The sequence below is a fragment of the Serratia sp. B501 genome (genome assembly GCF_051172315.1).
GTDB classification, from domain to species: domain Bacteria; phylum Pseudomonadota; class Gammaproteobacteria; order Enterobacterales; family Enterobacteriaceae; genus Serratia; species Serratia ureilytica.
In genome coordinates, this window is the sequence record NZ_JBPIZB010000011.1 from 1 (window position 1) to 24,621 (window position 24,621).

Consider the following 24,621-nt stretch of genomic DNA (forward strand, 5'->3'; position numbering starts at 1 on the left):
AGCGCGATATTGCCGGTATCGAAAGATACAACGTAAAAGAATCGGTGGAGCGGTAGTTCAGTTGGTTAGAATACCTGCCTGTCACGCAGGGGGTCGCGGGTTCGAGCCCCGTCCGTTCCGCCACTTAATTGATAAGCCCTGAGTCTCTGACTCAGGGCTTTTTCATATCTATATTTTGCGCTTTCAAGGCCGGAATTGTCCTTCCTTACAGCCTTATCTTCCGATATTGTTGCCTTTAGATCAAAAGTCTTATGCCGAACCAGGCGTTTTTGATCAATAAAAAAGTTGCCATAATCTTCCTCATACCACATTTACCCGTTAATGAGAGAAAACATTATGAGCATCCCTGCATTTGGTTTAGGTACTTTCCGCCTTCAGGATCAGGTTGTTATCGATTCTGTCAGCACCGCACTTGAGCTGGGCTACCGTACTATCGATACCGCACAGATCTATGAAAACGAAGCGGCTGTTGGCCAGGCTATCGCTACCAGCGGCGTGAAACGTGAAGATCTGTTCATCACCACCAAGATTTGGATCGCGAACCTGGCGAAAGGCGCGCTGATCCCAAGCCTGCAAGAAAGCCTGAAAAAACTGCAAACGTCCTACGTTGATCTGACGCTGATCCACTGGCCGTCACCCCACGACGAAGTGCCGGTTGCCGAATTTATGGCTGAGCTGCTGGAAGCGAAAAAGCTGGGGCTGACCCGTCAAATTGGCGTATCTAACTTCACCATCGATTTGATGCAGCAAGCGATTGACGCGATTGGCGCCGATGAAATCGCCACCAACCAAATCGAGTTGTCACCGTTCTTGCAGAACCGCAAGGTGGTCGAATTTGCACAGCAGCATGGCATCGCCATCACCTCTTACATGACGTTGGCCTACGGCAAAGCGCTGCAGGATGAAACGATCAAAAGCATCGCTGCTCGTCACAATGCAACCCCAGCACAGGTGGTCCTGGCTTGGGCATTGAAGCTGGGTTATGCGGTGATCCCTTCCTCGACCAAGCGTGAAAACCTGGCGAGCAACCTATTGGCGCAGCAGCTGACGCTGACCGACGAAGATATGGCGCAGATCGCCGCACTGGAGTGCAACGGCCGTCTGGTTAGTCCGGAAGGCCTGGCGCCAAACTGGGATTAATCATTCCTCGCCGTAGTCAGCATAAGGCGTCCATCGGGGCGCCTTTTTTATCGTTTCAGGTATTCACTCACAAAATCAATAAAGCTGCGCAGACGGTTGCTGACGGCGCTGTCGCTGTAGTAAACCGCGTTGATCGGCATGGCGACCGGCAGTGTCGCTTCCACCAGAATCGGGACCAAATCTCCACGTTTGATATCTTCGTCGCTCATAAAGTCCGACAGGCAGGCGATACCGTTGCCATGCAGACAGAGATGGCGCTGGGTTTCTCCACTATTGGTGGTCAAACCGGGGGTGATTTCCAACTGGCTGCCATCTGAACAAGCCAGTGGCCAGCGGTTCAAGCTGGGCAGGTCGTTAAAACCGATACAGCAGTGATGTGCAAGATCTTCTACCGTTAGCGGCGTGCCGTGCTGAGCCAGATAAGCGGGGGAGGCGAGCACATGTCGGTAGCTGCTCATCAGTTTGCGTGCTTTCAGCGTAGAATCGGTCAGCTCGCCTACGCGGATCGCGATATCCACTTTTCGCTCGATCAGATTGATAAAGTTTTCCGAAGACACCAGCGATAACGACATTTCTGGATAACGTTCGCGGAACTCGGCCACTAAAGGCGTCAGCATATGCAGCACCACCGGCGTTGCCGCATCGACGCGCAGCAGGCCTTGCGGGCGCTGGCGGCTTTCCATCAGCGCATTTTCCGCCGCGGCCATGTCGTTCAGTACCTTCTGCACCTGGCGAAAGTAATTCTCTCCTTCCTGAGTCAAGCTGATTTGGCGCGTGGTGCGGTTGAGCAACGTTACGCCCAGTTTGCTTTCCAGTTTTTTCACCGTTCGGCTGACTACGGAGTTCGCTTGTTCCAGGCGTTCGGCCGCCCGGCTGAAGCTGCCGCTTTCTACGACGGTGACAAAGGTGATCAACTCGTCAGAGTTTGCTTTCATTTTTGCTCCGATAGCAAAGTTAATTTGAAATTTTGAGCATTTTTATCATTTAAGCATAGGCCGATAATAGCCGTCATCAACTTGAATGCTATTTCGGAGTAAAAAATGCCACTCGCATTACTTGCCTTAACCATCAGCGCTTTTGCTATCGGCACGACCGAGTTCGTGATTGTCGGGTTGATCCCGACTATCGCGGAGCAGCTTGGGGTGACCGTACCGTCCGCTGGATTGCTGGTGACTATCTATGCCCTCGGCGTGGCGATTGGCGCGCCGGTGCTGACGGCCCTGACCAGCCGCATACCGCGCAAACTGCTGCTGGTTGGCCTGATGGTGCTGTTCACTCTCGGCAACCTGCTGGCCTGGCAGTCACCCAGCTATGAATCGCTGGTAGTGGCTCGGTTGTTGACCGGCCTGGCGCACGGCGTGTTCTTCTCTATCGGCTCCACTATCGCTACTAGCCTGGTGGCGAAAGAGAAGGCGGCCTCCGCCATCGCCATCATGTTTGGTGGCCTGACGGTGGCGTTGGTGACCGGCGTACCGCTGGGGACGTTCATCGGCCAGCAGTTTGGCTGGCGTGAGACCTTCCTGGCCGTTTGTCTGATTGGCGCTGTCGCCACGCTGGCCAGCGTTATTCTGGTACCGAGCAATATCAAGAACCAGGGCAGCGCCGGCGTGCGGGAACAGCTGAAAGTGCTGACTCATCCTCGTCTGCTGCTGATTTACGCGATTACCGCATTGGGATACGGCGGGGTCTTCACGACATTTACCTTCCTTGCGCCGATGATGCAGGAACTGGCCGGCTTCTCTGCTCCGACCGTGAGTTGGATACTGTTGGCTTATGGCGTCGCGGTGGCGGTGGGTAACATCTGGGGAGGCAAGCTGGCCGATCGTCATGGGGCCGTGCGTGCGCTGAGCTTTATCTTTGCCGCGCTAGCCGTTTTGTTGCTGGTGTTCCAGTTTACCGCCAGCCACAGTATTGCCGCGTTGCTGACGGTGATTGTGATGGGCGTGTTCGCTTTCGGCAACGTGCCGGGGCTGCAGGTGTATGTGGTGCAGAAAGCCGCGCAATACACGCCAAATGCGGTGGATGTGGCGTCCGGTCTCAACATCGCGGCGTTCAACATCGGCATTGCGCTCGGCTCGGTGATTGGCGGCCAGACCGTTGCCTCACTGGGGCTGGCGCAGACTCCCTGGATTGGCGCGTTGATCGTGGTGGTTGCATTGTTACTGGTTAGCTTCAGCGGTCGCCTGGATAAAAAGTCTCAACTGCAAACGGCTTAATACGTAAAACCCTTGCTGCCTGGCCCGCATTTTGCGGGCCTTTTCGCATTTTTCACCTATTACCCCTCACCTTTACACAGCTATACCGTCAGAAGATTGAAATCGCTGCAGGCGGCCCCTATAACTGAAAAGGTGATGCCCGCAAAAGCCATGCCCTCTATGCAGGGTAGGCGTATAATCAATTCATCGTTGGCGAGTGTTCATCGCCAGTTTTCATGTTAATGGGTAATAGGCGAATCGCGTGCCGAAACGAACTTATGCAATGAGGTATGTTGCAGGTCAGCCAGTTGAGCGAATCTTTCCTGGTGCCGTTAACCAGCCGTTGCCGCCAGGGGCGGCGCTGCCGACGACCGGCGCCCTGCGCGTCATGGTATGGAATATTTTCAAACAGCAGCGAGCCGACTGGCTTTCGGTGCTGAAAAACCATGGCAAAGACGCGCAGCTGGTATTGTTGCAAGAGGCGCAAACCACGCCAGAGTTGGTGAGCTACGCTACCGCCAACTATCTGGCGGCCGATCAGGTGCCGGCCTTTGTGCTGCCGCAGCACCCTTCCGGCGTGATGACGCTGGCTGCCGCGCATCCTGTTTACTGTTGCCCGCTGCGCGAGCGAGAGCCGCTGCTGCGGCTTTCCAAGTCGGCCCTGATCACCGTTTATCCGCTGTACAACGGCGAACTGTTGATGGTGGTGAACATCCATGCGGTGAACTTTAGCCTGGGTGTCGACGTCTACAGCAAGCAGTTGGGGCCGATAGGCGAACAGATCGCCAGTCACCGGGGGCCGGTGATTATGGCGGGGGATTTCAACGCCTGGAGCCGCAAGCGCATCAATGCACTGTATGACTTTGCCGGAGAGATGGCGCTGCGCGAGGTGAGTTTCACCGACGACCATCGCCGCAAGGCCTTCGGTCGTCCACTGGATTTCGTATTTTACCGCAATCTGGGAGTGGTGGAGGCGTCGGTGCTGGTGACCAGCGCATCGGATCACAACCCGCTGTTGGTGGAGTTTCATCCGGAGAAAGACTCGCCGGTATGGTGAATCGCAGCTAATAAAAAAGCACCCCGAAGGGTGCTTTTTTTGTGCCGAACATTTAAGTATCCGGCGTCATCTTGTTGCCGACAAACAGGGTCAGCTTCAGACCTGGCTGCAGGTTGCCTTTGGCGAGCGTTGAATTCCAACGCATCACGTCGTTAATATCGACGCCGTGACGACGTGCGATACTGGCGAGCGAATCACCTTTACGAACCTGGTAGGTGATACTGCTGTTACTGCCAGTATTGCTGGCCACTTGCAGGGTTTGCCCAACTTTTAAGGCGCTCTTGGCGCGTAAGTTGTTCCAACTCTGCAAATCGCTGGTCTTAACGTTCAGCCGCTTGGCTATGGCCGATAAGGTGTCGCCGGAGCGCACTTTATACGAACTGCCACCGGACAAACCGCTGTTCTTCGCCAACTGCGTCGTTGGCTGAGTCACGGCGATCTGGCCATCGGCCAGCGAGTCTTTCAGCTGATCGGCATGCCCTTTGGGAACCATGATGTAATGGGGCCCGTTGGGTGCCGTAACGCCTTTTTTGTAGCCTGGGTTATACGCTTTCATCTTGGTGACTGAAAGCCCAGCCATCTCAGCCGCCTGAGTCAGCTGGATCTGCTGCCCGACATCGATACGCGCCAGCGCACGGGTTTCATCCGTTTTCGGGAGTTTCACGCCGTACTTCTTGCTGTTCTTGATGATGTCGCTCAGCGCCAGCATTTTCGGGACATAGATTGACGTTTCACGCGGAAGCGACAATGCCCAGAAATTGGTTGGCTTACCCTGGCGTTTGTTTGCCTTCACCGCTTGCATCACGCGGCCTTCACCACTGTTATAGGCGGCTACGGTCAGTAACCAGTCGCCGTTAAACATGCGGTTCAAGCGCTGCATCATGTTAAGCGCAGCGGTTGTCGAGGCGACGACATCGCGTCGACCGTCATACCACTGATTGTTTTTCAAACCATAATTGCGACCCGTTTGCGGCACGATTTGCCATAGCCCTGCGGCGTTGGCACTTGACGTGGCGTGTGGGTCAAAAGCGCTCTCCACTATGGGTAGCAGTACCAGTTCCATCGGCATATTACGTTTCTTAATCTGCCCGACTATCCAGTACATGTACGGCTCTGCCCGTAATGTTACATCGTGGAGATAGCTCTTACTTTTTAAGTACTTTCTTTTCTGATCACGGATCCGGGAATTTTCCGGAACCTCCATCTTCAGCTCGTCGCTAATGAAGTTCCACAGGTCCTGTTGCGCGGCGGGACTGTTGTTATCCAACCACCGCGCCGAGCTCGCTCGGCCATTTCCTGTGTACTCTCCTGCTTCACCATCTTGACCAGCCGAAGACAAACTCTGTGCATGCTGTTCTGGCGCCGGTGCGTCCTGCCTGGACGACTGGCAACCCACTAGCAAGACCGAGGCGAGAAATATCGCTTTAGCCTTCATGTGTGTGTCAATGTAGTTGCTTAAAAGACGAGCAATAATACTTTGCTTCGCCAAATAACACAACTAAAAGCTTAGAAGTTATCTTTCCGCAGGCGTAATTCGGAAAAAACTGAATGAAGGCTCTCCGGTGGTGAATTAAAGCCTAATTTCTTTTGTAAATCAGTGTCATGGCAACGTAAAAACAGGTTAATTTTGCGCTCTAATTGCAACGTGGTCGGCACGCTGGCTTGGCCTTTTGCCCTTAACGCTTCAACATGTTGTTGATATGTTTCAATCTCTCGATCTTCCGGCAAAATAGCCCGCGCAAACTTAAGATTTGAAAGAGTATATTCATGCGCGCAGCAAATTAAGGTGTTATCGGGAAGTTGCGCGAGTTGTTGAAATGAGTCGTACATTTGTTTTGCGGTGCCTTCAAACAGCCTGCCGCAGCCGGCGGAGAAAATGGTATCGCCGCAGAACAGATAAGGGGCACTATAGAAAGCCACATGCCCCAACGTATGGCCGGGAACGGCGAGAGTCCTGTACTGGCGGCCATCGATCTCAACGGTGTCGCCGTCGCGGACGATGTGGCTGGCGCCTTTGTCCGCGGTTTCTTGCGGCCCATAGACGGCCAGACCGGGATACTTCGCTACGATTTGCGCCACGCCGCCGACATGGTCGTGATGATGGTGGGTCAGCAGGATCGCCGCCGGCGCCAGCTGCAGGCGCTGCAGCGCCTCGAGCACCGGCCGCGCTTCACCCGGATCGACGATAATGCAGCGCCCCTGCCGGTTATCCAATAACCAAATGTAATTGTCCTGGAAGGCGGGAATGCTGATAAGATTCATGGTGTACCTCTCGTTGGCAACGGCTTGAAAGAAGATAATAAATCATGAAACCAGCCCATACTCTACAAAAGCTCAACGGCCCGCAGTCCTGGGCGGAGCTGCCGTGGGGGGAGTACTATCGTGAAGCGCTCGAGCGGCAGTTGCAACCCTGGTGGCCCAAGCTGTTCGGTTTCCATCTGCTGAAGATGGGCATGCTCAGCGCCGAGCTGGCCACGGATAAATGCGCAATCTCCCACCAGGTCAACGTAGGACTGGAGGGGGAAGGGCTGCAGGTGATCGCCGACGCTTATCAACTGCCGTTCGCCGCCAAGTCGGTGGATGCCTGCCTGTTGGCGCATACGCTGTCCTACGCGGACGATCCGCATCGCATGCTGCGTGAGGTGGATAGGGTGTTGATCGACGACGGCTGGCTGGTTGTCAGCAGCTTCAATCCGTTCAGCCTGCTGGGATTGGGCAAGCTGGTGCCCGGATTACGTCATCGCCAGCCTTATGTCAGCCGCATGTTTACCCAGATGCGGTTGTTGGATTGGCTCAGCCTGCTGAATTACGAGGTGTTGCACCAGGCGCGTTTTCACGTGCTGCCGTGGCACCGCAAGGGCGGCAAGTTTTTATGCACCCACTTGCCGGCGCTGGGCTGCATGAGCGTGATTGTGGCGCGCAAGCGCACCTTGCCGCTGACGCCCACGCCGATGAAACTGGGGGCGAGAAAGCCGTCTCTCAGCCGCGCGGTGGGCGCGACCAAGAGTTATCGCAAGCTGCCTTAGGCTTCCGGTTGGTAGCCGACGTCATCCTGCGTCGGTTTACCCGCCGCCTCGCGCGCCAGCTCGTCGCAGCGTTCGTTCTCCGGATGGCCGGCGTGGCCCTTGACCCACTCCCATTTAACGGTGTGGCGCTGAATGGCCTGATCCAGCCGCTGCCACAGATCGACATTCTTGACCGGTTTTTTGTCGGCTGTTTTCCAACCGCGTTTCTTCCAGTTATGGATCCAACTGGTAATGCCCTGGCGCACGTACTGGCTGTCGGTGCTGAGCGTCACGGCGCAAGGCACCGTCAGCGCTTCCAGCGCTACGATCGCCGCCATCATTTCCATGCGGTTATTGGTGGTCAGACGAAATCCTTCGCTGAAGGTTTTTTCCGTCTGCTTATAGCGTAGTATCGCGCCGTAGCCACCGGGGCCGGGGTTGCCAAGGCAGGAGCCGTCGGTGAAAATTTCTACCTGTTTGAGCATCTCTGGTAGACTCTTCCTATCAGTTTTATAAAAGCCAAGTCTGACATAAACGAGCGCTGTGAGCACTGCAATATGATCTCTACAACCACCAGACAGATTGTCCTCGATACCGAAACCACCGGTATGAACAAGCTTGGGGTGCACTACGAAGGGCACCGCATCATCGAAATCGGTGCGGTGGAGGTGATTAACCGCCGCCTGACCGGGCGCAATTTCCACGTTTACATCAAGCCGGATCGGCTGGTGGATCCGGAAGCGTACGGCGTACACGGCATCAGCGACGACTTCCTGGCCGACAAACCGACCTTCGATCAGGTTGCCGACGAATTCCTCGACTTTATCCGCGGCGGCGAGCTGGTGATCCATAACGCGGCGTTCGATATCGGCTTTATGGATCACGAATTCCGCATGCTGCAGCAGGGGATCCCGAAGACCGAGACCTTCTGCACCATCACCGACAGCCTGATGATGGCGCGCCGCCTGTTCCCGGGCAAGCGCAACAACCTCGATGCCTTGTGCAGCCGCTATGAGATAGACAACAGCAAGCGTACGCTGCACGGCGCATTGCTCGATGCCGAGATCCTGGCGGAAGTCTATCTGGCGATGACCGGCGGTCAGACGTCGATAGCGTTCCAAATGGAAGGCGACACCCAGCAAAACGATGCCGCGCAAGAAATACAGCGTATCGTCCGCCCGGCTACGGCGATGAAAGTGGTCTACGCCAGCGACGAAGAAATAAAGGCGCACGAGGCGCGTCTGGATCTGGTGGCGAAGAAGGGCGGCAGCTGCCTGTGGCGCGGGGCGCCGGCGGAATAACGGCGTTTTTGCACGAAAAAAACGCACCGGGCGACCCTTCGTTGAAAAACTGTGCAAACGGTTCATTTGCGGAGAAAAAGGCGTTGACGGAACCGAGAGGCGTCCGTAATATGCGCCTCGTTCCCCCGCAAGAGGGAATGGCGCGGAGCGGTAGTTCAGTTGGTTAGAATACCTGCCTGTCACGCAGGGGGTCGCGGGTTCGAGCCCCGTCCGTTCCGCCACTATTCAGAAGCCCTGAGTTAGCGATAACTCAGGGCTTCGTCGTTTCCGCTCTCGGCAAAACGGTGCGGCCCAGGGAACGGGGCCGGCAGACCGGCCCCTTATCCTCAGAACAACACCGAGTAATTCAAACCGAAGGTGCGTCCGCGGCCTTTATAGCTGTACAGCTCAGGCGAGCCGTAAGTCGGGCTGTACAGGATCGGCGCGCGTTGGCCCCAAACGGTGGTGTACTCCTTGTCCAACAGGTTTTCCACGCTGAAGCTGACTTTCCCCACCGGCAGGGCATAGCTGCCGAGGAAATCGAGGGTGTTGTAGCCATCTATTTTGCGGCCTTGGGTGGAGTTGGCCTTGGTGTAATCGCCGTCGTCCGACACGTCGAAGGTTTGCTGCGACTGCAAGCGCAGATTCCAGTCGCCCGGCGCCCAGCCGACGTAAGCGGTGACTTTCGATGGGCTGGCGGTATCGACCACCAGCTTCTTCCATTCGCCGTTGACCTTGGTTTCAGAACGGATGAAGTTGAAGTTGGTGCCGGCGCTCCAGTCGCTGTCTTCGAAGAAGTAGTCCACCGCACCTTCCAGCCCATAGATGCGCCGCTTGTCCGCATTGACGTTAATGGTCATGTCGGTTTTGTTGATGGCGATGCTCTTGTCGGACAACGAGTAGTAGGCGGCGATTTGCGTGTGCAGGTTATCGCCGGTATAGCGCCAGCCCAGCTCGTAGGCGTTGACCTTGATGCCTTCCAGCTTGGAATCGCCGACGTTGACGCTCTTCAGCAACTGGTAATGGCCGCCGTTCAACGCGTAGGTGCCGTTGCCGTAATACTTGCCCGGATCCGGGATCTCGAAGCCCTGAGAGAAGTTGAACCAGGTTTGCTGACGCTCGGTCAAGTGCGCCAACAGACCGGCGTTGAACAGCGCATTGTTGTAGTCGGTTTTCCCTCCCGGGATGGCGTCGGCGGAGGCGGCGGCGCCGGTGGCGATCGCCTGCTGCTGGTTATAGCCGACGAAGTCGTCGATCTTGTTTTCGGTGTACTGGTAACGCACGCCGCCGCTCAGGGTGAAGATGGGATTGATGTCGTAACTGGCCTGCAGGAACGACGCCAGGTTGCTGGTGGTATAGCTCGGGTAGCGGCCGGTGCCGTAAGCGTTCTCCAGCGTCATGCCGCCGGACTGTTGGGCCTTCGCCAGGTTGAAGAACTGCTGGTTGGCGTTGAAGCTTTCATGCTCGGCGTCGATGCCGTAAGTCAGCGTCAGCGCGTCGACAGGTTTGCTGTTTAACGTCAGTTTGCCGCCGTAAAAATCGGTTTTTTGCTGCGAAGCGCCAATGCTGCTGACGTAATAGTTCGGCGCTTTGCCCGCCAGCGTTGGGAAGGGGTAGAAGGTCAACGTTTCGTCGCGGTAGTAGACCTGCGCCACCAGATCCTGGCCGAGGAAATCGGTGTTGGAATATTGCAGGTTGATCAGGTGGCGCTCGGTGCCGGGGATGCGATCGGAGTTTAAGTTACCGCTGTTGTACGCCTTGGCGTTGCCGGTCACCGCCGCGAAGTTTTCCCCCAGAAACAGGCCGTGATCGCCGTCGGACTGGCTTTTGTAGTATTGGGTGGTCAGTTGCAGCTGTTGATGATCGTCGATGTTGAGGGTGCCGGTGCCCATCACATCGAGGCGATTGGAATACTGCAGGCCGGTTTGAGTATTGTCGATCAGCACCTCGTTGCCTTTGCCGTCGTACCAGCCGCCGTAACGCTGGTAAGAAACGGACAGCCGCCCCGAGGCGTTGTCGTTGCCGCCGCTGACCGCCGCCGCTACGTTCTCGTCGTGATCGTTATGGCCGCCGAAACCGGTTTTGCCGCCGACCTGCAATTCGACCTGCTGCTCTTTCTGTCCTTTCTTGGTCACGATATTGATCAGGCCGCCGGTGCTGCCGCCGCCGTACAGTGCGGTCGCGCCGGAAATCACCTCAATATGGTCGATATTGAACGGGTCGATCGAATCCAACTGGCGGCTGTCGCTGCGCGACGAGTTCAGGCGTACGCCGTCGATCATCACCATCATCGAACGGCCGCGCATATTCATGCCATAGTTGGTGCGGCCCTGGCCGCTGACGTCCATGCCGGGGATCAGCTGAGCCAACATGTCCTTGATCTCTTTGCCGCCCTGGACCTGCTGTTCGATCTCCTGACTTTCGATCACCCATGTCGTCTGCGCCATTTCCGCCGCGCTGCGGTGTGAACGGCTGGCGGAGACGACCACCTGCTCTTCGCTGCCGTTTTTCTGATCTTCTGCCCAGGCCGCCGGCGCAAGCAACGCCAGCAGACATGGGTTTAATACCCAAAGAGGTTTGCGTTTCATCGTTATTTCCCAGGTGATATTGTCGTTACGTTGTTTTTTGAGAATGCTTCTTTTATCAATAACGTTTCTTGTTATCAATAAAATCATGATATGATTTTTTGCGATGCATTAACGTAATTAATTAGTTTTATTAACATTTATCCGCTGCGCGATCGCGCGGCCACGCCGCCAACACGGCAGCCGATCGGTCACACGTAAAAGCGACAGCCGTTGCCGGAGAGTCGAGAACATGTCCGCCAGCTACAGAATTTTTGATATCACCCTGAAAAGCAAAACGCTGATTTCGCCCTCGCTGCTGCGCTGCGTGTTTGAAGGTGCGGATGTTCATCGCATGAAGCTGGAAGCGCCTGACCAGCGCATCAAACTGCTGTTCCCGGCGGCGGACGGCAAGATCACGCCGTTGGCCAACGGCCCGGACTGGTACGGCGATTACATGGCGCTCCCCAAAGAACAGCGTCCGGTAATGCGCACCTATACGCTGCGTGCGCTGCGCCGCGAGCAGAATCAGATGGACGTCGAGTTCGTGCTACATGGCGTGAACGGCCCGGCTTCAGCCTGGGCGACCCATGCCGAACCCGGAGACACGATTCAAACGGTCGCCCCCAACGGTGACTTCGACGGCGACAGCGGCGGTTACGAATGGGCGCCGCCGGCGCAGTTGCAACAGGCGTTGCTGATCGCCGATGAGACGGCGGTGCCGGCGGCGATGGCGATTCTGGAACAGCTGGCGCAGCAGGCCAATCCGCCGCGGGTGCAGGCGTTTTTCGAGGTGCCGGTGGCGGCGGATTGCCTGGATTTGGCGCATTTCCCGTTCGCCGACGTTTATTGGCTGCCGCGCGACGTCGGCTGCCAGCTGGCGCACGGCACGCTGCTGGTGGAAGCGGTGCGCCAGCGGGTGGATATCCCCGCATCGGCCTGTGCGCAAGCGCAGTCCCTGGCGGAAAGCAGCCTGAGCGATGAGGTGTTGTGGGAGCGGGCGGCCGGCAGCAACGCTTTCTATGCCTGGGTGGCGGCCGAGTCTTCCGCGGTGAAAACGCTGCGGCGTTACCTGATTGGCGAACGCGATCTGGATCGCGCTACCGTCAACTTCATGGCCTATTGGTGCTGAGTCGGCCGCCGCCGTGCGCCTTCATCATGGGCTCTACCGCCTGGAGGCCTAAGGCGCGTCGAGCAGGCTGACGTGCGCCGCTACGATGCGCCAGCCACAGGGCAGCTTGACCCAGGTTTGCATTTGCCGCCCCCTGCGGTTGCTGCCCGGCCGATGAAATTCCGTGCTGGCTACCGCCATATCTTCACCAAAAGTCGTGATTTGGGTGTTTTCCAACAGCCGCTCCAGTCCGTTGGCCGGGCGCCGTTGACGAAAATCGCGGATCTCGTCGATACCGTAGAGGCTTTCGGTGGCGCCATAGCGCACCGTGCGCGCGTCGTGCCAGAACAACTCGTCCAGCACATCGATGTCATTGCTGATTAACGCCTGCTCATAGCGGTAAAAGGCGGCGTTGACCTCCGCCAGCACCGCCGGCCGATCGATATGTTCACTGTTCATTGATTACTCCTGTTTGCAGACGCAAGTGGCGATGCCGGCGCATTCCAGCGCATAGGCGGCGCGCAGCGCCAAATCTTCGCGCCACGGCGGGGCGATCAGTTGCAGGCCGATCGGCAGACCGGATGCGCTTTTCAAAGGAACCGTCACGACCGGCAGGCCAAGGAAGGAAATCGGCTGCGTCAGCATGCCCATACTGGCGCGGATCGGCAGATCGACGCCGTTGATGCGCATCGTTTCCTGGCCGATCGGCGTGGCGCTGCATGGCGTCGCCGGGGCGATCAAAATGTCCCAGTGCTTGAACAGCGGCGCGGCTTGCCGGCGAAACGCGTGACGAAAGCGCTGTGCCTGCAAATACCAGGTGGCGGGGAGCATGGCGCCGGCCAGCAGTCGTTCTCGCGACAGTGGCTCGAAGCGTTCGGGTTGGCTGCGCAACTGCGGCAGATAGCGATGGCCGCCCTCTGAGGCGCTGAGGATAAAGGCCGCCGATCGGGCCAGCTCGGCCTGCGGCAGCTCGACTTCGGCGCTGGCTGCCAGCGCTTGCGCCACCTGGTTGACTGCGGCTTTGGCGTCATCATTGCACCATTGCAGGAAATAGCCGCCTAACACGGCGCAGCGCAGGTTCTGGCTACCCTGTGCCAGCAACGCTTCGGTGCGGGAAATCGGCCGATCGCTCTGGAACGGATCCTCGGCGTCGATGCCCTGCATCGCATCATACACCGTCGCGAGATCGTGCACCCGGCGGGCGAACGGGCCGATGTGATCCAGGCTGTCGACAAACGGCTGGCTGCCGCTGCGCGAAAGACGGCCGAAGGTCGGTTTCAGACCATAAATGCCGCACAGCGAGGCGGGCACGCGTATTGAGCCATTGGTGTCGCTGCCGAGCGAAAAGGTCACCAGGCCGGCCGCCACCGCTGCGGCCGAGCCGCCCGAAGAGCCGCCGGCGATGCGCCCGAGGTCATGCGGGTTTCGGGTGGCGCCGTAATGGCTGTTCTCGGTGGTGAAACCGTAGGCGTAGGCGTCCATGTTCAACATGCCGCAAAGCAACGCGCCTTGATCCGCCAGCCGGGAGACGCCCCAGGCGTCGCGGCCGGCCGGTGGCCGATCGCTGTACAAGCGGGCGCCGGCCAGCGTGGTTTCACCGGCGACGTCGAACAGGTTTTTTACCGCATAGGGAATGCCGGCCAAAGCGGGCAGCGTTTGCCCAAGCGCGCGCGAACGGTCGAGGCGATCGGCTTCTTTTTGCATGCGTTCCCGGGTGATGTGCGTAAAGGCGTTCAGCGCGGGATTCTGACGGTCGATGTGATCGAGCGTATGCCGGACGATCTCGCGCGCCGAGAGCGCGCCGCGTTCAAGGGCCGTACGGATCTCGGCGAGTGACAGGGCGCTTAAGGGATTCATGGGCGATATACCCCCGCGATTTCCTGGCGCGGATCCAGCGGGAAGGCCATCAGCGGTTCGGCCAGCGCGGCGATGCGTTCGATCTGTTTCAACAGTTCCCGGCGGCGGACATCGTCCAGTTCCACGGCCAGCACGGTTTCCATCTGGTGGATATAGGCCGCCCAATCGGCGGCGTGTTGATTGTTCATAAGCGATCCCGAGAAATAAGAGAGTCAGAAGCCGGCGGCGCTGCCGTTGCTTCGTGGATCGAAAGCGCCTTCGAACATGCCGTTGGTGTGGCGTACGACGGCGCCGGCATGGCCGACCGTTTCGCTGAACGCCGGCAGCAGTTCAACGGCGTGGCCGCGCTGTCGCAGATAGTCGAGGGTCGCCGCGTTAAAGCGCCCCTCAAGCTTCAACGAGTCCGAACTTTCGCCCCAGGTTCGCCCCAGCAGCCAGCGCGGCGCGCTGATCGCCTGCTGCAGCGGCAGCCCTTGCACCACATGCCGCACGAATAACGCCGCTTGAGTCTGCGGCTGGCCGTCACCGCCCATCGAGCCGTAGATCAGCGTGCGTCCGTCATACAGCCGGGCGGCGGCCGGGTTCAGCGTATGGAACGGCTGCTTGCCCGGCGCCAGCGCCAGCAGATGATCGGCGTCCAGGCTGAAAGAGGCGCCGCGGTTTTGCCACAGGACGCCGCTGTTCGGCAGTACCACGCCGCTGCCGAATTCGTGGTAGATGCTCTGAATGAAGGAGACCGCCAGCCCGCTGCTGTCCATCACCCCCATCCAGACCGTATCGCCGGGTCCTTTGCCCTGGCCCCAGTCGGCCGCTTTTTGGCCGTCGATGCGCTCGGCCAGCCTATCCAAATGTTCGGTCGCCAGCAGCGCCTGCGGATCCTGCGTCATGTAGCGCGGATCGGTGATGAAACGGTCGCGCAGATCGAACGCCAGCTTGGTGGCCTCGACCACGGCGTGTACCACGGCGCCTTCGCTCTGTCCGACCAGCGGCAGACGGTCGGTTAGCCCGAGGATGGCAAGCGACACCAGCCCTTGGGTCGGGGGAGCCAGATTGAATATTTCACCTTTTTGGTGTTCCAGGCGCAGCGGAGGACGGCGGCATGGCCGATAACTCGCCAGATCCTGAGCGGTAAGCGGCATGCCCAACATCGCCATGTCCGCCGCCATGCTTTCAGCCAGCGGGCCGCGATAAAAACTGTCGAGCCCGTCCTCACTCAGTGCGATCAGCGTATCGGCCAGCTGCGGTTGGCAGAATCGTTGGCCGGCAAGCGGGATCTTTCCCTGCGGCAGGTAAATGCGGGCGAAGGGGGCGAACTCCTCCAGCTCGTGGCGTTTGCTGCGCGTCGCCGCCTCTTGGGAGGCGGTGACCGGAATGCCGTCGGCGGCGTAGCGTATGGCGTCGGCGAGCAACCGCGACAGCGGCAGCGGCGTTTCGCCCAGTTCGGCCGAATAGGCCAACGCTTCCTGCCAGCCGCCGACGGTGCCGGCCACGGTCAACGCCGCTTTTGGGCCGCGCTGCGGGATGCGGCTTTCTCCGGCGTACAGCGCCGGCGTCGCCAGCGAGCCGGCGGCGCCGCTGGCGTCGATGGTCAGCGGCTCGCCCTGCGGCGGCACGATCAGCCAGAAACCGTCCCCGCCGATGCCGTTCATGTGCGGATAGACCACGGCGATGGTCGCGGCGGCGGCCACCATCGCCTCAATGGCGTTGCCGCCTTCGCGCAGCACCGCCAGCGCGCTTTCGCTGGCGAGATGGTGTGGCGCGACCGCCATGCCCTGTGGCGCGGTATTGCTGTTAATCATGTTTCTGCCCTTGTCTGAGGTGAGCGTTCGGGTAACAGAAGCAAGAGGCGTTCCACTTTTAATCAGGACGATTAATTGCTTGTCAGAGAGGGGGCGGGGCGTGCTATGTTCCGGTGAAACAAAAGTTACAGCGAGAGTGATGATGCAGCCCTTCGATGAACGCCTGCGCAACGAATATCCGCAATTGGCGCCGCAGGAACAGCGCGTCGCCGACTTTATCCTCGATCATTTCGATGACCTGATCAGTTACAACAGCGCCGAGTTGGCCCGCTTGAGCGGGGTTTCTAAAGCCACGGTCAGCAGGCTGTTCAAGCGGTTGGGGTATCGCAGCTACAAGGACATGCGCGCTGAGCTGCGCACCCTGCGCCAGAGCGGCATGCCGGTGACCGACGAGAGGCATGTGGTGCAGGGTAATACGCTGTTGGCGCGGCATTACAAGCAGGAAATGGCTAACCTCTCGCACTGGGTGAGCCATCTCGATGTGGAGCAATTCGGCGCGGTGATCGCCGCGTTGGCGCGGGCGCGGCGGGTCGCGCTGCTGGGATTTCGCAACAGCTATCCGATAGCCATGCATCTGCGTCAGCAGCTGATGCAGGTGCGGGAGCGGGTGATGCTGATGCCGCAGCCCGGCCAGACGCTGGCGGAGGAGCTGGTCGATCTCGCGCCGCAGGATATGGCGGTGGTGGTGGCGTTTCGGCGCCGGCCGCGTCAGCTCAAGGCGATACTGACGCAGCTGCAAACTCGCCTGGTGCCGACGCTGTTGATCTGCGAACCGCAGGCGCAGTCGCTGATCCCGCTGGCGGACTGGCATTTGGCCGCTTCGCTGGACAGCGTCTCCGCCTTCGACAGCTATTCAGCCGCCATGAGCTTATGTAACCTGCTCAGCAACGCCCTGCTGCATGAGATGTTGGAGCAGGGGCGATCGCGTATTCATCACATTGCCGGTCTGTATCAGGATTTGGACGAACTGGAACCGCGCTAACCGGCGCTTTTTTGGTGCTGATGCACATTTTTGGTGCGTATTTGGCCTGCCTGCTTTCCCTTTCTCCGTCGCCGGCCCGCTGAGGCCGGTAGGTTTTTTCTCGTTAATCAGCGCCAGTTAAGGCATGGGTTCGACGTATTTTCGATTGGCACATTAGTTGCAGAGTTTGTGGTGTAAGAATCTTTTGTTTCATCTTTTCACCATCGGGGATACGCTATGAACATCAAAAAAACGCTGTGGACGGTTTTCACTGGGATCGCCTTGCTGGCGCAGGCCGCGCCGACCATGGCGGATCAATTGCAAGAGATCCGGCAGCGCGGCGTCCTGCGCGTGGCGGTGCCGCAGGATTTCCCGCCATTCGGCTCGGTGGGCACCGATCTGCAGCCCCAGGGTTATGACATCGATATGGCGCGTTATCTGGCCGATAAGATGAAACTTAAGTTGCAGTTGGTGCCGGTCACCAGCGCCAACCGGGTGCCTTATCTGCAGACCAATAAAGTGGATCTGGTGATCTCCAGCCTGGGCAAAAATCCGGAGCGTGAAAAGACCATCGCTTTCAGCCGCGCCTATGCGCCGTTCTTCCTGGGGGTCTTTGGTCCTAAAGACGGCGCGTTGGCGGACATGGCGCAGCTCGATGGCAAGACCGTCGGCGTCACGCGCGGCGCGGTGGAGGATATGGTGCTGAGCGACGGCGCGCCTAAAGGGGCGCAGATCAAGCGTTATGAGGATAACAACACGACGCTGTCGGCCTATCTCTCCGGGCAGGTGCAGTACATCGCCACCGGTAACATGGTGGTGAGCGCCCTGGCGCGCCAGAATCCGGGCAAGGCGCCGGCCGCCAAGTTCATGTTGAAAGATTCGCCGTGCTTCGTGGGGTTGCGCCAGGGAGAACCGGCCTTGAAAGCCGCGGTGGATGCGCTGATTGGACAGGCGCTGGCGGACAAGACGCTGAATGGCCTGTCGGAGAAATGGTTGAAGGCGCCGCTGCCCGATGGTTTTGGCGCATAACGGGAGCGGCGGATGACCTATCAGCTGAATTTCTCCGCGCTCTGGCCCTACATGCCTGAGCTGTTGGCGGGGTTACTGACGACGATGGCGCTGACGGCGCTGGCGACGTTGATGGGGGTTGCGCTGGGCATTTGCGGCGCGGCGATCCGCAGCGGCCGGGCCGGCGCGCTGAGCCGCCTTTGGGGCGTTTACGTCGAAGTGGTGCGCAACACGCCGTTCGTCGTGCAGTTGTTCTTCATCGTGTTCGGTCTGCCGAGCCTGGGCTGGAAACTGACGGCCGGGCAGGCGGCGCTGCTGGCGATGGTGATCAACCTTGGCGCCTACAGCACCGAAATTATTCGCGCCGGCATTCAGGTCACGCCGAAGGGGCAGTGGGAAGCGGGACGCGTGTTGGGGCTCAGCCGCAGCCAGACCTTTTTACGCATCGTACTGCCGCCGTCGCTGCAGCGTATTTATCCGGCGTTGGTGAGCCAGTGCATCATCGTGATGCTGGGATCCTCGGTGGTGTCGCAGGTCTCGTTCGAAGAGCTGACCTTCGCCGCCAACCTGATCCAGTCGCGCACCTTCCTCAGCTTTGAAGTCTATCTGGTGACGGCGCTGCTTTATCTGTTGTTGTCGCTGTTGATGCGTCAACTGTTGCTGGCCGCCGGGCGGCGTTTTTTAGGGAGCCGGAACTGATGCTGACGTTTACCGATTGGGACATCGTGCGCAATCTGCTGTTGGCGGCTCGCTGGACGCTGCTGCTGTCGTTGACGGCATTTTTCGGCGGTACGCTGGTGGCGCTGCCGCTGGTGTTGATGCGCCTGAGCAAGCGCCGCTGGGCAATGCGTTTTGTCCGCGTTTACGCTGAACTGTTTCAGGGCACGCCGCTGCTGATGCAGCTGTTTTTGGCGTTTTTCGGTCTGGCGCTGTTCGGCGTCGACGTCAGCCCATGGACCGCGGCCGCGCTGGCGCTGACGCTATTCACCAGCGCTTTTCTGGTGGATATCTGGTCCGGCAGCATCGCCGCCTTGCCGAAAGGTCAGTGGGAGGCAGCCCGTTGTCTCGGGCTGAGTTTCACGCAGACGCTGATGCGCGTCATCACGCCGCAGGCGGTGCGTATCGCCATTGCGCCGACCGTCGGTTTCTCGGTTCAAGTGATCAAGGGCACCGCCTTGGCGTCGATCATTGGCTTCGTCGAGCTGACCAAGGCCGGCACCATGCTGAACAATGTGACTTATCAGCCCTTCAAGGTGTTTGGTCTGGTCGCGTTGGGCTATTTCCTGATGTGCTATCCCTTGTCGCGTTACAGCCATTATCTGGAGAAGAAATGCCATGCCGATCATCACCATTAATCAGGTTCAAAAATATTACGGTCAGAATCATGTGTTGAAGGGCGTGGATCTGGATATCGACATGGGGCAGGTGGTGTCGATCATCGGCCGCAGCGGGTCTGGTAAAAGCACGCTATTGCGCTGCATCAACGGGCTGGAAGGGTATCAGGAAGGGAGCATCAAACTGGGCGGCATGACCATCACCGATCGCGATTCGCAGGCGCGTGAAATCAGCCGCTCGATTGGCATGGTGTTTCAGAATTTCAACCTGTTCCCGCATATGACGGCGCTGGAAAACGTGATGCTGGCGCCGCGCCGGGTGCTGAAAAAAAGCGCTGCCGAGTGCCGCGAGTTGGCCGAACAGATGCTGAACAAGGTGGGGTTGGGTGAGCGCATGCATTACGCGCCGGCCAACCTTTCCGGCGGGCAACAGCAGCGGGTGGCGATCGCCCGGGCGCTGGCGATGAAACCGAAGGTGTTGCTGTGCGATGAGATCACCTCGGCGCTGGATCCCGAGCTGGTGGGTGAAGTCCTGAAGGTGCTGGAACAGTTGGCGCGAGAGGGCATGACGCTGATTCTGGTCACTCATGAAATGAGCTTCGCCCGCGAGGTGGGCGACCGGGTGGTATTCATGCACCAGGGCAAGGTGTGGGAGCAGGGAAATAGCCGCACGCTGTTCGCCAATCCGCAAACCCAGGAATTGAAACAGTTTATCGCTTCTGTGCGCGGGTTGTCAGAAGCCTGATTTCGGCAAATAAAATGACAAGTTATTAAGCTGGTAAGGAAATAACATGCTAACTACTCCGCAGTTCGAACAGATTAACCCGCCGGCGCGCCTGTTGATGGGGCCGGGGCCGATCAACGCCGATCCGCGCGTGCTGCGCGCCATGTCGAGCCAACTGATCGGCCAGTACGATCCGGCAATGACCGGTTACATGAATCAGGTCATGGCGCTGTATCGCGCGCTGTTCCGCACCGAAAACCGCTGGACGATGCTGGTGGACGGCACCTCTCGCGCCGGCATCGAGGCGCTGCTGGTTTCCGCCATTCGTCCGGGCGATAAGGTGCTGGTGCCGGTATTCGGCCGCTTCGGACATCTGCTGTGCGAAATTGCCCGCCGTTGTCGCGCCGAGGTACACACGATCGACGCGCCGTGGGGCGAGGTGTTCAGCGCCGATCGCATCGAAGACGCGATTAAGCGGGTGCGCCCGCGCCTGCTGCTGACGGTGCAGGGCGATACGTCCACCACCATGCTGCAGCCGCTGCATGAGCTGGGCGATATCTGTCGCCGCCACGGCGTGCTGTTCTATACCGATGCGACGGCGTCTTTTGGCGGCAACCCGCTGGAGACCGACGCCTGGGGGCTGGATGCGGTCTCCGCCGGGCTGCAGAAGTGCCTGGGCGGCCCTTCCGGCAGTTCGCCGGTCACCCTCAGCCCGCAGTTTGAAGAGATCGTGCGCCGTCGCAAATGCGTGGAGGAGGGGATCCGCACCGCCGAACATGCCGACGGCGACGACGAGATGATCTACTCCAACTATTTCGACCTCGGCATGATCATGGATTATTGGGGGCCGGAACGCCTGAATCACCATACCGAAGCCACCAGCATGTTGTTCGCGGCGCGAGAATGCGCGCGGGTGATCCTCGAGGAAGGGCTGGATCAGGCCATTGCCCGCCACCGGCTGCACGGCGCGGCGATGCTGGCGGGCATCCAAGGCATGGGGCTGGCGGTGTTCGGCGACCTCGAGCACCGCATGAATAACGTGCTCGGCGTGATGATCCCGCCGCAGGTGCACGGCGAGCAGGTGCGGCAGATGATGCTGAACGATTTCGCCATCGAAATCGGCACCTCGTTCGGCCCGCTGCAGGGCAAGATCTGGCGCATCGGCACCATGGGCTACAACGCGCGCAAAGATTGCGTGCTGCAAACGCTGGCGGCGCTGGAGGCGGTGTTGAACCGGTTGGGCTTCGCCACGCAACAGGGGGAGGCCCTCCAGGCGGCCTGGAACCTGTACGATGCAGGACGGCCAGAATGACGCCGCAGGAGGCGCAGCAGGCCGCCGCGCGGGTGATGGCGCGCTGTGACGAGCTGGCGGCGATCAGCGCGGAGCCCGGTAAACTGACGCGTCTTTATCTGTCTGCGGAACATCGGCGCGCCAACGTTCTGGTGGGCGAATGGATGCGCGAGAGCGGCATGCGGGTGTGGCAAGACAGCGTCGGCAATATCTGTGGCCGTTATGAAGGGCTAACGCCCGGCGCCCCCGCGCTGCTGCTCGGTTCGCATCTGGACACGGTGCGCAACGCCGGGCGTTATGACGGCATGCTCGGCGTGCTCACGGCGCTGGAAACGGTGGCGCAATACCACCGCCAGGGGCGCCGTTTGCCGCTGGCGCTGGAGGTGATCGGCTTTGCCGACGAAGAGGGCGCTCGCTTTGGCGTGACGTTGCTGGGCAGCCGCGGCTTGACCGGCCAATGGCCGCAGGAATGGCTGGCGCAGACTGACGCGGACGGGGTGAGCATCGCGCAGGCCATGCGCGACTTCGGGCTGGAGCCGACGGCGATCGCGCAGGCGCGCCGCGCGCCGCAGGAAATCCGCGCTTATCTGGAATTGCATATCGAACAAGGCCCATGTCTGGAGGCGGCCGACCTGGCGCTGGGGGTGGTGACGGCGATCAACGGCGCGCGTCGGCTTAACTGCGTCTTTAGCGGGGAGGCGGGCCATGCAGGTACGGTGCCGATGGGGCAGCGCAAAGACGCGCTGGCGGCCGCGGCGGAATGGATAACGGCGGTTGAAACGTTGACCCGCGCCGCCGATCCGCATCTGGTGGCCACCGTCGGCTGCATCGAGAGCCTGCCGGGCGCGGCCAACGTGATCCCGGGCGAAGTGCGATTGACGCTCGACGTGCGCGGCCCGCAGGATGCGCCGCTGGCGGCGCTGTTGGCGACGTTGCTGGCGCAGGCGCAGACGATCTGCGCACGCCGCGGAGCGCGCTTCGCCAGCGAGGAGTTTTACCGCATTGACGCCACCGCCTGCGATAGCGATCTGCAGCGCCGCTGGCAGGCGGCCGTCGAGCAGGTACAGGGGCAGAGTCTGGCGCTGCCGAGCGGCGCCGGTCATGACGCCATTGCCGTGGCGGCGCAATGGCCGGTCGGCATGCTGTTCGTGCGTTGCGCCGGCGGCGTCAGCCATCATCCGGCTGAAGCGGTGCGGCAGGCGGACGTAGCGCTGGCGATCCAGGCCTATTGCCTGACGATCGCCGGCTGGGATCGCGTTTAATCAGTCAAGACGCAGAAAGCTGTCGGCATCGCGCCAGGCCGGGAAGGCGCTGCGGTAACTCTGTAGGGTTTCCAGCGACAGCTCGGCGTCCAGCCGCGCGGCTGCGCCGGGCTCGGCATCCGCCAGGATCTCGCCCTGCGGGCTGATGATCAGGCTGTCTCCGCTGTAGTTCAGGCCGTTCGGATCGTCGCCCACCCGGTTGCAGCCCGCCACATACACCTGATTTTCAATCGCCCGCGCCGCCAGCAGCGTTTGCCAATGGCGGCTGCGCGGCGCCGGCCAGTTGGCGACGTACAGCGCAAGATCGTAATCCTGCTGATAGCGCGCCCAGACCGGGAAACGCAGGTCGTAGCAGATCTGCGGCAGGATGCGCCAGCCGCGCCACTCGACGATTTCGCGCCGGTTGCCGGCCTGGTAGTGCAGGTGTTCGCCGGCCATGCGGAACAGATGGCGTTTATCATAGGCATGCACCTGGCCGCCCGGCTCCACCAGCAGGAAGCGATTGACCGCGCCTTCGGCGGTTTTCAGCGCCACGCTGCCGCCGATCAACGCGTGGCTTTTCACCGCCCAACCGTGCAGCCAGTCGATCACCTGCTGTTCGGGCAGGGCGCTCTCGCCGGCATCCATGGCAAAACCGGTGGTGAACATTTCCGGCAAGACGATGAGATCGCGCCCGACGATCGGCGCCAGCAACGCGTCGAAGGCGGCCAGGTTAGCGAGGCCGTCGCGCCAGACCAGAGGTTGCTGCAACAGGGTAATTTTTAAAGTCGACATAACCGCTCCGCAGCTGCATCCAGCGTGGCGTCCTGTTTAGCGAAGCACAGCCGGATCAATTTATGGGGGAAAGGATCGGCACAGAAGACCGACAGCGGAATGGCCGCCACGCCCACGTGCTCGGTTAACCAATGGCAGAACGCCACATCGTCCAGATCGGAGATGGCGCTGTAGTCCGCCAGCAAGAAGTATGTACCGGCGCAGGGTAAAATTTCCAGTCGGCTGCTCGCCAGCGCTTGCACGAAGCGGTCGCGCTTGGCGCGGTAGAATGCCGGCAGCTGTCGCCAGTGCTCCGGCTCGGCGCGCAGGCTATCCGCCAGCGCCAGCTGCGCCGGGGTGTTGACCGAGAAGGTCAGGTATTGATGCACTTTGCGCACCTCGGCGCTCAGCGCGGCGGGCGCCACGCAGTAACCCACTTTCCAGCCGGTCATGTGGAAGGTTTTACCGAAGGAGGACACCGCGATCGCCCGTTGGCGCAATTGCGGGTGGGCCAATACGCTGGCGTGCCCGCCTTTGGCGAAGCAGATGTGTTCGTAGACCTCGTCGCTGAGCACGTAGATCTCGCGCTCGGCGATGGCGTGCCACAGCTGCTGCATGTCTTCCGCCTGCCAGGCGGTGGCGGACGGGTTGTGCGGCGTATTGACGATCACCAGGCGGGTGCGCGGCGACAGCGCGGCGGCGAACCGTTGCCAATCCACGGCAAATGCGGGCGGCTGCAGGGTGAGGCGTTTGAGTACGCCGCCGGCCAGCGTCACCGCCGGCGCGTAGCTGTCGTAGCTTGGATCGAAACAGACCACCTCATCGCCGGGGCGCACCAGCGCGGTGATGGCGGCGAACAGCGCTTCGGTAGCGCCGGCGGTGACGGTCACTTCGCTGCCGGCATCCGGCTGCCAGCCATACAGCTCGGCGGTTTTGTCGGCGATGGCTTCGCGCAGCGCCGCCACGCCGGTCATTGGCGCATATTGGTTGGCGCCCTGGGCGACGTGCCAGGCCAGGCGTGCTTTCAGGTAGTCCGGCCCGTCAAAATCAGGGAAGCCCTGCGACAGGTTGATCGCCTGATGCTGCTGCGCCAGCGCGCTCATTTGGGTGAAGATGGTGGTGCCCAGGGCAGGCAGTTTACTGTCGGGAATCAATGCGGAAGTGCTCATAGCAGGTGAATACTCCAGGCGCTTATATTGCCGTCAATATAACACGATGCTAGTATTTGGCAATCAAGACGCTTAGATGGCTAAATGCGAAAAAGTGCTTAGCCTGTCGCG

24 protein-coding genes and 2 tRNA genes are annotated in these 24,621 nt (G+C 59.9%); 15 read left to right on the plus strand and 11 right to left on the minus strand.

All coding sequences use genetic code 11. The annotated features are described in order from the left end of the window. The first annotated feature begins 46 nt into the window (after positions 1-46). Both ACSBQV_RS22920 and dkgB read left to right on the plus strand, forming a co-directional pair. Positions 47-123, plus strand: a tRNA-Asp gene (locus tag ACSBQV_RS22920). Positions 124-336: 213 nt separating this feature from the next. After that, a complete protein-coding gene (gene dkgB, locus ACSBQV_RS22925; protein ID WP_099785106.1) occupies positions 337-1,140 on the plus strand; it encodes a 2,5-didehydrogluconate reductase DkgB in 804 nt (267 codons plus the stop codon). Positions 1,141-1,187: 47 nt separating this feature from the next. On the opposite strand, the gene yafC is transcribed toward dkgB, so the two are convergent. Then, on the minus strand, positions 1,188-2,075 hold the full coding sequence (gene yafC, locus ACSBQV_RS22930; protein ID WP_099785104.1) for a DNA-binding transcriptional regulator YafC: 888 nt from the start codon (positions 2,073-2,075) through the stop codon (positions 1,188-1,190). A gap of 105 nt (positions 2,076-2,180) precedes the next feature. On the opposite strand from yafC, the gene ACSBQV_RS22935 reads away from it, so the two are divergent. Both ACSBQV_RS22935 and ACSBQV_RS22940 read left to right on the plus strand, forming a co-directional pair. Then, the gene (locus tag ACSBQV_RS22935; RefSeq protein WP_099785102.1) at positions 2,181-3,356 is read left to right on the plus strand and encodes an MFS transporter; all 1,176 of its coding nucleotides are present in this window, start codon (positions 2,181-2,183) and stop codon (positions 3,354-3,356) included. A gap of 241 nt (positions 3,357-3,597) precedes the next feature. After that, a complete protein-coding gene (locus ACSBQV_RS22940; protein WP_025160092.1) occupies positions 3,598-4,392 on the plus strand; it encodes an endonuclease/exonuclease/phosphatase family protein in 795 nt (264 codons plus the stop codon). Between the two features lie 52 nt (positions 4,393-4,444). On the opposite strand, the gene mltD is transcribed toward ACSBQV_RS22940, so the two are convergent. Beyond that, positions 4,445-5,827, minus strand: a complete 1,383-nt coding sequence (gene mltD, locus ACSBQV_RS22945) for a murein transglycosylase D (RefSeq protein ID WP_033650995.1) — start codon at positions 5,825-5,827, stop codon at positions 4,445-4,447. A gap of 71 nt (positions 5,828-5,898) precedes the next feature. Then, positions 5,899-6,654, minus strand: a complete 756-nt coding sequence (gene gloB / locus ACSBQV_RS22950) for a hydroxyacylglutathione hydrolase (protein WP_099785100.1) — start codon at positions 6,652-6,654, stop codon at positions 5,899-5,901. A gap of 44 nt (positions 6,655-6,698) precedes the next feature. Between gloB and ACSBQV_RS22955 the strand changes: the two genes are divergently transcribed. Beyond that, on the plus strand, positions 6,699-7,418 hold the full coding sequence (locus ACSBQV_RS22955; protein ID WP_099785098.1) for a class I SAM-dependent methyltransferase: 720 nt from the start codon (positions 6,699-6,701) through the stop codon (positions 7,416-7,418). Here the strand turns inward: ACSBQV_RS22955 and rnhA are convergent. Beyond that, the gene (gene rnhA / locus ACSBQV_RS22960) at positions 7,415-7,882 is read right to left on the minus strand and encodes a ribonuclease HI (RefSeq protein ID WP_033641944.1); all 468 of its coding nucleotides are present in this window, start codon (positions 7,880-7,882) and stop codon (positions 7,415-7,417) included. The two genes, ACSBQV_RS22955 and rnhA, sit on opposite strands and share 4 nt — an antisense overlap. A gap of 72 nt (positions 7,883-7,954) precedes the next feature. Here rnhA and dnaQ point away from each other — a divergent pair, with 72 nt between their 5' ends. Then, positions 7,955-8,698, plus strand: coding sequence for a DNA polymerase III subunit epsilon (gene dnaQ / locus ACSBQV_RS22965; RefSeq protein ID WP_033641945.1), 744 nt, complete (start codon positions 7,955-7,957; stop codon positions 8,696-8,698). A gap of 144 nt (positions 8,699-8,842) precedes the next feature. Then, positions 8,843-8,919, plus strand: a tRNA-Asp gene (locus ACSBQV_RS22970). Between the two features lie 105 nt (positions 8,920-9,024). Here the strand turns inward: ACSBQV_RS22970 and ACSBQV_RS22975 are convergent. Continuing rightward, positions 9,025-11,265: a TonB-dependent siderophore receptor gene (locus tag ACSBQV_RS22975; protein WP_099785095.1), complete on the minus strand. Its 2,241-nt coding sequence runs from the start codon at positions 11,263-11,265 to the stop codon at positions 9,025-9,027. Positions 11,266-11,494: 229 nt separating this feature from the next. Here ACSBQV_RS22975 and ACSBQV_RS22980 point away from each other — a divergent pair, with 229 nt between their 5' ends. Continuing rightward, the gene (locus tag ACSBQV_RS22980; RefSeq protein WP_099818082.1) at positions 11,495-12,373 is read left to right on the plus strand and encodes a siderophore-interacting protein; all 879 of its coding nucleotides are present in this window, start codon (positions 11,495-11,497) and stop codon (positions 12,371-12,373) included. A gap of 48 nt (positions 12,374-12,421) precedes the next feature. On the opposite strand, the gene hpxZ is transcribed toward ACSBQV_RS22980, so the two are convergent. From hpxZ to ACSBQV_RS23000, 4 genes are read right to left on the minus strand one after another with little or no spacing between them, the layout of a single operon-like run. Further along, a complete protein-coding gene (gene hpxZ, locus ACSBQV_RS22985) occupies positions 12,422-12,811 on the minus strand; it encodes an oxalurate catabolism protein HpxZ (RefSeq protein ID WP_033641948.1) in 390 nt (129 codons plus the stop codon). Between the two features lie 3 nt (positions 12,812-12,814). Next, a complete protein-coding gene (locus tag ACSBQV_RS22990; protein ID WP_099785091.1) occupies positions 12,815-14,209 on the minus strand; it encodes an AtzE family amidohydrolase in 1,395 nt (464 codons plus the stop codon). Then, positions 14,206-14,397 (minus strand): oxalurate catabolism protein HpxX, encoded by a 192-nt coding sequence (gene hpxX, locus ACSBQV_RS22995; protein WP_033651000.1) that lies wholly within the window; start codon positions 14,395-14,397, stop codon positions 14,206-14,208. Before hpxX ends, ACSBQV_RS22990 begins: the two co-directional genes overlap by 4 nt. Positions 14,398-14,421: 24 nt before the next feature. After that, the gene (locus ACSBQV_RS23000; RefSeq protein WP_099785089.1) at positions 14,422-16,008 is read right to left on the minus strand and encodes a gamma-glutamyltransferase family protein; all 1,587 of its coding nucleotides are present in this window, start codon (positions 16,006-16,008) and stop codon (positions 14,422-14,424) included. Between the two features lie 142 nt (positions 16,009-16,150). On the opposite strand from ACSBQV_RS23000, the gene ACSBQV_RS23005 reads away from it, so the two are divergent. The 7 genes from ACSBQV_RS23005 (at position 16,151) to hpxK (ending at position 22,588) form a co-directional block, all read left to right on the plus strand. Beyond that, positions 16,151-16,990 carry a MurR/RpiR family transcriptional regulator gene (locus ACSBQV_RS23005; RefSeq protein WP_099785108.1) on the plus strand — a complete coding sequence of 280 codons (840 nt, stop codon included), beginning with the start codon at positions 16,151-16,153 and terminating at the stop codon, positions 16,988-16,990. Between the two features lie 216 nt (positions 16,991-17,206). Continuing rightward, positions 17,207-17,998, plus strand: a complete 792-nt coding sequence (locus ACSBQV_RS23010; RefSeq protein ID WP_033641952.1) for a transporter substrate-binding domain-containing protein — start codon at positions 17,207-17,209, stop codon at positions 17,996-17,998. 12 nt (positions 17,999-18,010) lie between these two features. Further along, the gene (locus ACSBQV_RS23015; protein ID WP_033634112.1) at positions 18,011-18,676 is read left to right on the plus strand and encodes an amino acid ABC transporter permease; all 666 of its coding nucleotides are present in this window, start codon (positions 18,011-18,013) and stop codon (positions 18,674-18,676) included. Next, positions 18,676-19,332 (plus strand): amino acid ABC transporter permease, encoded by a 657-nt coding sequence (locus ACSBQV_RS23020; protein WP_033641953.1) that lies wholly within the window; start codon positions 18,676-18,678, stop codon positions 19,330-19,332. Before ACSBQV_RS23015 ends, ACSBQV_RS23020 begins: the two co-directional genes overlap by 1 nt. Then, positions 19,313-20,056, plus strand: a complete 744-nt coding sequence (locus ACSBQV_RS23025) for an amino acid ABC transporter ATP-binding protein (protein WP_033641954.1) — start codon at positions 19,313-19,315, stop codon at positions 20,054-20,056. Before ACSBQV_RS23020 ends, ACSBQV_RS23025 begins: the two co-directional genes overlap by 20 nt. Positions 20,057-20,102: 46 nt before the next feature. Then, positions 20,103-21,347 (plus strand): pyridoxal-phosphate-dependent aminotransferase family protein, encoded by a 1,245-nt coding sequence (locus tag ACSBQV_RS23030; protein WP_033641955.1) that lies wholly within the window; start codon positions 20,103-20,105, stop codon positions 21,345-21,347. After that, positions 21,344-22,588: an allantoate amidohydrolase gene (hpxK, locus tag ACSBQV_RS23035; protein ID WP_099785087.1), complete on the plus strand. Its 1,245-nt coding sequence runs from the start codon at positions 21,344-21,346 to the stop codon at positions 22,586-22,588. The genes ACSBQV_RS23030 and hpxK overlap by 4 nt, the downstream gene beginning before the upstream one ends. Here the strand turns inward: hpxK and ACSBQV_RS23040 are convergent, their stop codons facing one another. Beyond that, positions 22,589-23,362, minus strand: coding sequence for an amidohydrolase (locus tag ACSBQV_RS23040; protein ID WP_033641957.1), 774 nt, complete (start codon positions 23,360-23,362; stop codon positions 22,589-22,591). Next, positions 23,350-24,510 (minus strand): pyridoxal phosphate-dependent aminotransferase, encoded by a 1,161-nt coding sequence (locus tag ACSBQV_RS23045; RefSeq protein WP_099785085.1) that lies wholly within the window; start codon positions 24,508-24,510, stop codon positions 23,350-23,352. The genes ACSBQV_RS23040 and ACSBQV_RS23045 overlap by 13 nt, the downstream gene beginning before the upstream one ends. Positions 24,511-24,621 lie beyond the last annotated feature (111 nt).